The 8,418-nt window shown below is 62.3% G+C and carries 6 protein-coding genes; 3 read left to right on the plus strand and 3 right to left on the minus strand.

The features are described 5' to 3' along the window. Positions 1 to 120: 120 nt before the first annotated feature. The 3 genes from MPC4_RS11895 to MPC4_RS11905 all read right to left on the minus strand — a co-directional run bounded on the left by MPC4_RS11895 (position 121) and on the right by MPC4_RS11905 (position 3,559). Positions 121 to 1,746 carry a sigma 54-interacting transcriptional regulator gene (locus MPC4_RS11895; RefSeq protein ID WP_244628977.1) on the minus strand — a complete coding sequence of 542 codons (1,626 nt, stop codon included), beginning with the start codon at positions 1,744 to 1,746 and terminating at the stop codon, positions 121 to 123. A gap of 127 nt (positions 1,747 to 1,873) precedes the next feature. Next, positions 1,874 to 2,092, minus strand: coding sequence for a hypothetical protein (locus MPC4_RS11900; protein WP_174512695.1), 219 nt, complete (start codon positions 2,090 to 2,092; stop codon positions 1,874 to 1,876). A gap of 303 nt (positions 2,093 to 2,395) precedes the next feature. Then, positions 2,396 to 3,559 (minus strand): RHE_PE00001 family protein, encoded by a 1,164-nt coding sequence (locus MPC4_RS11905; RefSeq protein ID WP_174512696.1) that lies wholly within the window; start codon positions 3,557 to 3,559, stop codon positions 2,396 to 2,398. Positions 3,560 to 3,874: 315 nt separating this feature from the next. On the opposite strand from MPC4_RS11905, the gene MPC4_RS11910 reads away from it, so the two are divergent. The 3 genes from MPC4_RS11910 to repB all read left to right on the plus strand — a co-directional run bounded on the left by MPC4_RS11910 (position 3,875) and on the right by repB (position 8,186). Beyond that, a complete protein-coding gene (locus MPC4_RS11910; RefSeq protein ID WP_174512697.1) occupies positions 3,875 to 4,813 on the plus strand; it encodes a recombinase family protein in 939 nt (312 codons plus the stop codon). 1,100 nt (positions 4,814 to 5,913) lie between these two features. Then, positions 5,914 to 7,128, plus strand: a complete 1,215-nt coding sequence (repA, locus tag MPC4_RS11920; protein WP_174512698.1) for a plasmid partitioning protein RepA — start codon at positions 5,914 to 5,916, stop codon at positions 7,126 to 7,128. Beyond that, positions 7,125 to 8,186 carry a plasmid partitioning protein RepB gene (gene repB, locus MPC4_RS11925; protein ID WP_174512699.1) on the plus strand — a complete coding sequence of 354 codons (1,062 nt, stop codon included), beginning with the start codon at positions 7,125 to 7,127 and terminating at the stop codon, positions 8,184 to 8,186. The genes repA and repB overlap by 4 nt, the downstream gene beginning before the upstream one ends. The last annotated feature ends 232 nt before the right edge of the window (positions 8,187 to 8,418 follow it).

Consider the following 8,418-nt stretch of genomic DNA (forward strand, 5'->3'; position numbering starts at 1 on the left):
ACTAGAATAATCAATATGTTGACTGAAATTTCGCGAAAGCACTATTCGGAAAAAATCTACACAATGTAAACAATGTCGACAATTTGTTGATATTTCAGATACATAATCCGCTTAACCGCCTCAAGCGCTATCAAGCCCGCATTTACGCCAACGATAGGCGAGTTGCCGCGCAGTCAGTCCGAGCATTTGCGCGGCCCGCGACTTGTTGCCGCCGCACTGAAGCACGGCGCGCTGAAGGTCCGCGGCCGAATGCGAGCCTGCGCCAAGATAGGGGCGGACCATTTGCGGAAATGGCGGCGCAAAAGCAGGCGTCTGGGACAACGCTCCTTCTCCCGCATATTGACCGGTTGGAGTGTTGCTGTCGCCCGCGAGAAACAGCTCGATATCGGCGCCTGTCAACATCGCCTTGTTCGCCAGTAGCACGACGCGTTCGATCAGATTCGACAGCTGACGGATATTGCCGGGCCAGCGATGATCCTTGAGGCGTTCGATGGCGTCGGCCGTCAGATTGACGTTGCGTTGGTTCGTCACATTGGCTCGATTGACGAAATGCATCACCAACGCCGGAATATCGCCGCGCCGTTCGGAGAGCGACGGCAACTGGATCGGAATGACGTTGAGACGGTAGTAAAGATCCGGCCGGAAGCGCCCCTCGGAGGCCTCTGCTTGAAGACTCTTGTTGGTGGCGGCGACGATGCGCATATCCACCTTGATCTCGCGCTTTCCGCCAAGCCGCGTGATCGTGCTTTCCTGAAGGGTGCGGAGGAGCTTTGTCTGCATCGTCAACGGCAGTTCGCCGATTTCGTCGAGGAAGATGGAGCCGCCATTGGCCTGTTCGAACCAGCCCGCCCGAGCCTCGGTCGCCCCCGTAAAGGAGCCACGCTCATGTCCGAACAATTCGGATTCGAACAAGGCGTCGGGGATCGCCGCACAATTGACCTTGACGAACGGCTTGTCGCGGCGCGGGCTCGCAAGATGCAGGGCGCGCGCAAACAATTCCTTGCCGGTGCCCGACTCGCCGAGCAAAAGCACAGGCGCGTTTGCCGAAGCGACCTGCTCCAATTCGGCGATGGCCTTCAACAAAAGCGGCGACGTGCCAATGATGCCATATCCCGCCGTCCGCGTCTCGAGAGCCCGCGCCAGCATGTCATTGTGTTGCTCGAGTGCGCGCGTCTTCTTCTCAAGGTTCGCGTTCAGCTCCAGGATCTGCCCGACAAGAGTCGCGAAGATGCGAAGTATCGTCATGTCATCGGAAAGCGCGCGGTTGCGATGACGAATCCGGTGACACGCCAAAGCCCCGACCGTCTTCTGGTCGATGCGCACAGGCAGGGCTATGAAGGACACCGGTCCCTCAGGGAGCTTGCGACGTTCGACGGCCCGCGCCAGAAAAGCCGGCTCCCTGTCGATGTCTTGCACCACTATCAGCTGCTCGCGGGCGATGACGCGTCCTGTTATGCCCTCGCCCAGCGCATAGGCTCCTCTCTCGGCTCCCTCTTTGGTCAGCCCGTATGAGTAGCGGATGCGATAGGCGCCGGTGTCGGCGTCAAAAAGAACGATCCTGCCGCGGTTCAGCCCAAGCATCTCCGACATCAGTTGAAGCATCTCGCGCAGGATCTGCTCGATCTGCAACCCTTTGCCGATGCGCCCCATGATTTGCTGGATCAGCAGCATCTCCTGCGTCCGCCAAAATGCGGACGATCCGTCGGAGCTGTCCCTGGAACGCGATTTCTGGCTTGCGTCGGTCATTTGCTCGTTGCGCGGGTTTGCGGCCGTCGGCTGGATATGCGCACATGACCTATGTACCAAAACAGGAAGACGATCGCCATCATATTGGCAGGCGGGCTACGGGCGGCGGGAAGGGAAACCTTTCGTCTCATTTGCCCATCGTCGCGGCGATCATTTTGAAGATCCGCGGCTCGGCGCATTGAGACACGTTGAAGCCCAGGAAATTGCACGCAGACTGAGAACGGCCGAACACATTGCCGGGCGCAACGACGATGTCGCTGGCAAGCGCGCGGCGCGCAATGTCGGCGGGGTCGAGACCTTCAGCGAGGCGGCTCCCAAGAATATGCCGGTCCGAGGCTCGATCCATGGCGCGATCCCGATGGATTTCAGCCGCGCGCTTGTCCTGCCCGTCGCATGCGGCAGGCGTTCGCGCAGTCCGTCGATAAGCTTTCGATAATCGCCGTCCTTCAGAACGGAGAAAAGGAGGTCGGCGGAAAGATGGCCGCCGACGAATGACGCGGACGACGCGATCCAGGCCATCGACAGCCGCAAGGCGCGGCGCGGGAACTCAGCGAAGATGTTGTCCTCGATGATTGTATGATCCGACTGCTCCGCGAGCTTCAAAAGCCCGTGGGCGCTGGACGCAGCGCTATGCGCGCGCGGGCCAGCCTCACCCGACGGCCCAAGCGCGGTAGCGTTTGCGGCCGGTGATTTCGCGCAGCCCTGGGCCGATCTCGGCGACGAGGCCCTGGGCGGCCTGTTGGCTGACGCCGAGCTCCCTGGCGATGAGCGGCACGGTGGCGACCGGCCTGCTGATGAGAAGCTCGGCGAGGCGCGGCATGTTTGAGGATGCCCTGCGGCCCTTGCACTTTCGCTCGAGAAGCTGGCGCGCCAGCATCAGGCGGTCGTGCTGGGCGAGGCCCTCGCGGGCGGCCGCCTCGACGATGGCGAGGCCCTGATGGAGGCGGGCCCTCATGGTTTTGGCCGATCCCGGCTTCGGCCTAAGCGCGCGAAGGCCGAGATGGAGGCATAAGAGATGGGCTTTCGCGCGGCCTCGCCGGCGCAGATGGAGAGCGGCGAGGAGCGGCGCGAGCCAACCCTGGCGCTGGATCGGCTCAAGCTCGCGCCAGGAGTGCGCCAAGGTGAGCGCGCCAAGAAGCGGCGGCAAGTCGTCGATGTCCGCAACGCCGTGACGCCAGGCCGCGAGGCGCCCGGCCTCGTCCCATTGTTCATCATAGACGAAGGCGTCTTTTGACAGCGCGAGCGGCGTTGCGCCGGCGCGCTCCAGCGCGCCCGCCGCCGCCTTTGTCGCGGCGGTGAGTCCGGCGAGCGCGGCGGCAAGATCCGCGTCTTGTCGATCGTCGCGATCGTCCGCCGTCACCGTGTCGCTCTCGTCGTCTTCAGGCATTTCAGCCGATGGCGCCGGCGCGGCGCGGCCCGCGAGGCGGAGCAGCGTCGTGGGCGACAGCTGCGTCCTGGGATCGAGCGCGAAGGCTTTTCGGCGGAGGTTCAGATAGGCGCAGGCGCGGGTCAGCGCATGACTGGGGCTGCGCGCGTCCATGCCGGCGTCATTGAGGACGAGGTCTTCGAGATGGACGAGTTCGCCCTCGGCCCAAAGGGCGGCGCAGCTCTCGGTGAAATCGGCGCGGGCGATCCAGCCGTCACGCACAGGGCTCGCGCGCAAGCGTTCGTCGAGGCGGGCGAGCGCGTCGTCGGCGGCCGACAGCGGAACGAGGAGGCTGGCGAGATCGGCGGCGGCGACGGCCGCGCGGGAAGTCCGGCCCGGCCCGGCCTGGGCGGATTTTGCGGGGCTTTGCGGAAAAGCATAAAACATCAGAAGAATCAACATCGAGAACAAGCACAGACAAGGTACCATGGCAGCAGCCTGCTTCATAGAGGGTCCAGCCAAGCGCGTTCCAGCTATAAGCACGCCTTCCGGGCCGCGCGCCCTCCCCTGCCCTGCTCTGCGGCTGAAAAAGACGCCTTTTGCCTCTGGCGAGCGGCGCGAGGGCGCGCGTTTGGCAAGTTAGCGACGCCGATAAACGGTCATTTACTGAGAACTTATGAGTGTGTACAAACGGTCTGGGCAGCCGCGCGAAGCGCTGATTCGGCCGGCAAAGTCCCGCATTGGGGTCTAAAGGACTGTAATATGCGCCGTTCGGCGACACGAAACGCCTCCCCTGCCCCGCGCGGCCGCCTCATCGGCTACGCACGGGTCTCGACCGAGGATCAGGCGACCGACGCGCAGACGGACGAACTCAAGCTCGCCGGCTGCGACGCGATCTATCGTGAGACCGGCTCCGGCGCCTCACGGACGCGGCCTGAGCTTGCCCGGCTCATGCGGGATATAAAGGCCGGCGACGTGCTGGTCGTGGTCCGCCTCGACCGCCTTGCGCGCTCGGTGAGCCACCTCCTTGACACCATCGAGCGACTGGAAGACCGCGGCGCGCATTTCCGCTCGCTGCGTGATCCGATCGACACTTCGACGCCGCAGGGCATGTTTTCGCTGCAGGTGCTGGGCGCCGTGGCCCAGCTCGAGCGGGCGCTGATCTCGGAGAGAACCAAGGCCGGGATCAAGGCCGCGCAGGCGCGGGGCAAGCGCTCGGGCAATCCGGGCCTGCGCGAGCGTCGCCCCGAGGCTTTGCGGAAAGTGTCCGACGCTCGCGCAAAAACCTACGTCGACGCCCTGCTCGCGTCCGTCGACGTCTGGCTGCCGACGGTGCGCCGGATGCGTCCCGATCACCCTTGGGAGGACGTCGTGCGCGTACTCAATCTGAAGCGCCCCGTGCGACCCTGGACGGTCGAGCGCCTGCGCCGCGCGGTGCGGCGTCTTGTCAGGGAGCATCTGGCCGAGCCGCGCCTCATCGAACGCGCGCAGCGCAAGCCCGCGGAGGACCGCCTGACGACGCTGGTTTCTGGCATCGCCATGGCCAATCCAGACATGAGCCTGCGCGAGATCGCCGCCCAGCTCGAGGCGATGCGCGAGCGCACCCCGCGCGGCGGCGCCCACTGGTCGCCCTCCTCCGTCAAAAACCTTCTCGATCGCGCGAAGAAACTCGGATTGGCGACAGTGATGAGTCTGTCTTGAGCCCGGCGTACCGCCGGCGGCGGCCGACAGCTTTCCTCTTACTGGATTTGCGAACCATTATCCTATGCGGAGCAAATGAGCTGCTGCGTCAACCAATTCTCGAGCGTCGGTCGCCGCCGCATCGAAACTCGCGCATGTTTGCGTGACGAGAGCGGCGTCGCGCGCAGGCATGGGCGGCGATCAGCAGAGCAGGCGCCGCCGAGTTTCCTTCTTTGCGCCCGGCGCACGAGTTCCGTTGCGACAATCATGGTGACGCAGATTTTGTCGTCTCCGACCCAGGAGATTTGGCGCGCCCCTGCCCCGGTGATTTTTGATGAGCCTGCGGTGACGCCGGTGTCGAGCAAGTAGCGCGTCAGAAGACGTCTTTGGGTTTGGCGGGATCGTCCTCAATCTCCAGAAAATCCGCGTCGATCGGCTCCAAGACCGCCAATGTGCTCGCGTGCACGGGCGGTTCGATCATCAGGGCGTTCGAATTCGATGGGAATGCGCACGGCCTGGTTGCGGCGGTTATAATCTGATGTATCGCTGTTCTGACATCGAAATCCTTGAGCCTATGGCATAGACGCCTGCTCGTCCTTGCTGCGTTTCAAGCACTTTCTGGCGCCGCTTTTAGCATATTCCTCGTAACTGCGGCGCTAATCCTTCAGGGGATGTGAGACGGGTGGGCTCATCCGGGCGGGTTCGCTAATGGCTCAAGTGGAGGCCAATGTCATGGGGCGACCAAGGTGGCGGCCTTCCGATCCGGTCAGGCGCGGCCACCAGGCGAAATTTCAACAGCGCAGATCTGGCAGGCGCGCGGTGCGCTCAATGATGTTGAAAAACAGCCTGTCATAATGCGCGGCGCCTCTGGGTTGAGCGCTATTTGCCACGCATCAAGAGTTAGCCGCGGCTAACAAACGGGATGGGTAGCGATCGCCCAGCGATATATAATTGTTAGCCAAGGCTAACAACAGCAGGCGTCTATCCTCGGCGTTAACTGTTCATTAACTCAAAAGCGCTTGCAGAGCGTAGAGAATCGGTCCAGTTTTAAGAAATGCGGTAAACTTTCCAATATCGGTAAAACTCCGCAGATGACGCTCCAGCCGAATTCGGATATCGACATGGCGAAGACGCCCGTAGCAGACATAGCCCCCACCCGGGCCGAGTTGAGGGCGCTGATCCAGCAGCATGGCGCCGAACTGTCGAGCCAGCTCCAGGCCCATCACCGCAGCATATTTCCGCCCGAAGCCGAAAAGTCGATCCGGCATTTCAGTCCGGCCGAGGCCGCGAACCTGATTGGCATTCACGAAGGATATTTGCGCCAGGTGGCGGCGGAAGGGAAGGGCATTTCCCCCACGATCAAGAATGGCCGCCGCAGCTATTCCGTCGATGCGATCCAGGAAATCAGGAAGCATCTCGACCAGGGCGCGCGCGGAAGCCGCCGTTATCTTCCCCACCGCGCCGCGGGAGAGCATCTTCAGGTCATTAGCGTCATGAATTTCAAGGGCGGCAGCGGCAAGACGACGACCTCAGCCCATCTCGCGCAGTATCTCGCGCTGCATGGTTATCGCGTTCTCGCAATCGACCTCGACCCGCAGGCCAGCCTCTCGGCTTTGTTCGGCCACCAGCCGGAGCTTCATGTCGGCGAGAACGAAACCCTGTATGGGGCGATCCGCTACGATGAACGCCAACGTCCCATCGCGGAGATCGTGCGCGCAACTTACATTCCCGACCTTCACATCATTCCGGGCAACCTCGAATTGATGGAATTCGAGCATGACACGCCTCGCGCGCTTATGCGGCGCGCCGCCGGCGACACCTTGTTCTTCGCGCGGATCGGGCAGGCGATAGCCCAGGCGCAAAATCTCTACGACGTTGTCGTGATCGATTGCCCGCCGCAGCTCGGCTATCTGACGCTTTCGGCTCTCACCGCCGCGACCGCCGTCCTCATCACCATCCACCCGCAAATGCTCGACGTCATGTCGATGGGGCAGTTCCTCCAAATGACGGGAGACCTGCTGGACGAGGTCTCGCGAGCCGGCGCGTCGACAAGCTATGACTGGTTGAAGTATCTCGTCACGCGCTTCGAGCCCGGTGACGGTCCGCAGAACCAGATGGTCGCTTTCCTTCGTTCGATCTTTGGCGATCACGTCCTGATCCATCCCATGCTGAAAAGCACGGCGATATCCGACGCCGGCCTCACCAATCAGACGATCTTCGAGGTCGAGAGAAACCAGTTCACCCGGGCGACCTATGACAGGGCCATGGAATCGGTCAATAACGTCAACGCGGAAATTGAAGGTCTGATCCGTCAGGCCTGGGGCAGGGCGGCATGAGCCGAAAAGCACTTTTCACTAATCTCGGCGGCGCCGGCAAGATGAGCGAGTCCGCCGCGACGACGCCGGCCGATCCATCCTCAGCCGGCGAGCCGCCTCGCGTCAATCGGCTTCGCATGCGGCCGATCCTTGGTTCTCCGGATTTGATATCGGACCCGGCGGCGACTCCCGTCGGAGCGATTGGTCAATCGCTTGGCGAGTTCAGCGAACGGGCAAAACGCGCCGACGAGATCGAGAGGAAACTGACAGCGGGGCAGGTCATCGTCGAACTCGATCCGGCATTGATTGATCCGTCATTCATCGCCGATCGCATGCCCGCGTCGGCGGAGACGGTGGCGAATTTGGCGGAGGCCATTCGCGAACATGGGCAGCTTAATCCGATCCTCGTGAGGCCGCATCCCGGCGAGGCGGGGCGGTTCCAGGTCGCGTTCGGCCATCGGCGGCTGCGAGCCGTCGCTTCGCTGGGGCAGTCGATCAAAGCCGTCGTGCGCGAGTTGACCGATGAGCAGCTCGTCATTGCGCAAGGCCAGGAAAATCACGAGCGGAAGGATCTGTCTTACGTCGAAAAGGCGCGCTTCGCGCATCGCCTCGAACAGCGGTTCAGCCGCGCGACGATCATGGCGGCGCTGTCGATCTACAAGAGCGATCTGTCCAACATGCTGTCGGTGGTGAGCAAGATCCCGGCGGAAGTCATTGATGCGATCGGACCGGCTCCCGGCACGGGTCGGCGCGGCTGGATCGAGCTCGCCGAGCGCTTCGCGGATGGAAAGTCAGGCGCCGTCATCCGCCGGATGATCGCAGACCCGGGCTTTCAAGGTCTCGACAGCGATGAGCGGTTCAAAAAGGCGCTCGCGGCCTTGAAGCCGCGCTCGGATCAAAGCCAAATGGAGGTCTGGCCCATGGCGGGGGGCGGCAGCCTCGCAAAGGTTACACGCAGCGACGCACGCATTTCGTTGACGATCGATCGGCGGAAATCGCCAGAGTTCGCAGACTTTGTGCTGAACCGGCTGCGCGATCTTTATCTTGAATTCGAGGCCGCGTCCAAAGAGCGGCCTTGATGACGTGAGCGTATTTCAGAACCAGCAATCAGGAGAGTGACAGGCAAAAGAAAAAGGCCCCCGAAACGGAGTTCCGGAAGCCCTTCTCGTGTTTTGGCGAATTCGAGAATCTCACTTCCGCGAATCACAGTCAAGAGTCTTGTCTGAGATTTAGCGTCGATTCGGCGAGCTGATTTCCTTTGCCCGAGCGAGGCTAAGGAAAATGGAAGAACAGCATCATCCAACGACGCCC

This window comes from Methylocella tundrae (assembly GCF_901905185.1).
Taxonomy (GTDB): domain Bacteria; phylum Pseudomonadota; class Alphaproteobacteria; order Rhizobiales; family Beijerinckiaceae; genus Methylocapsa; species Methylocapsa tundrae.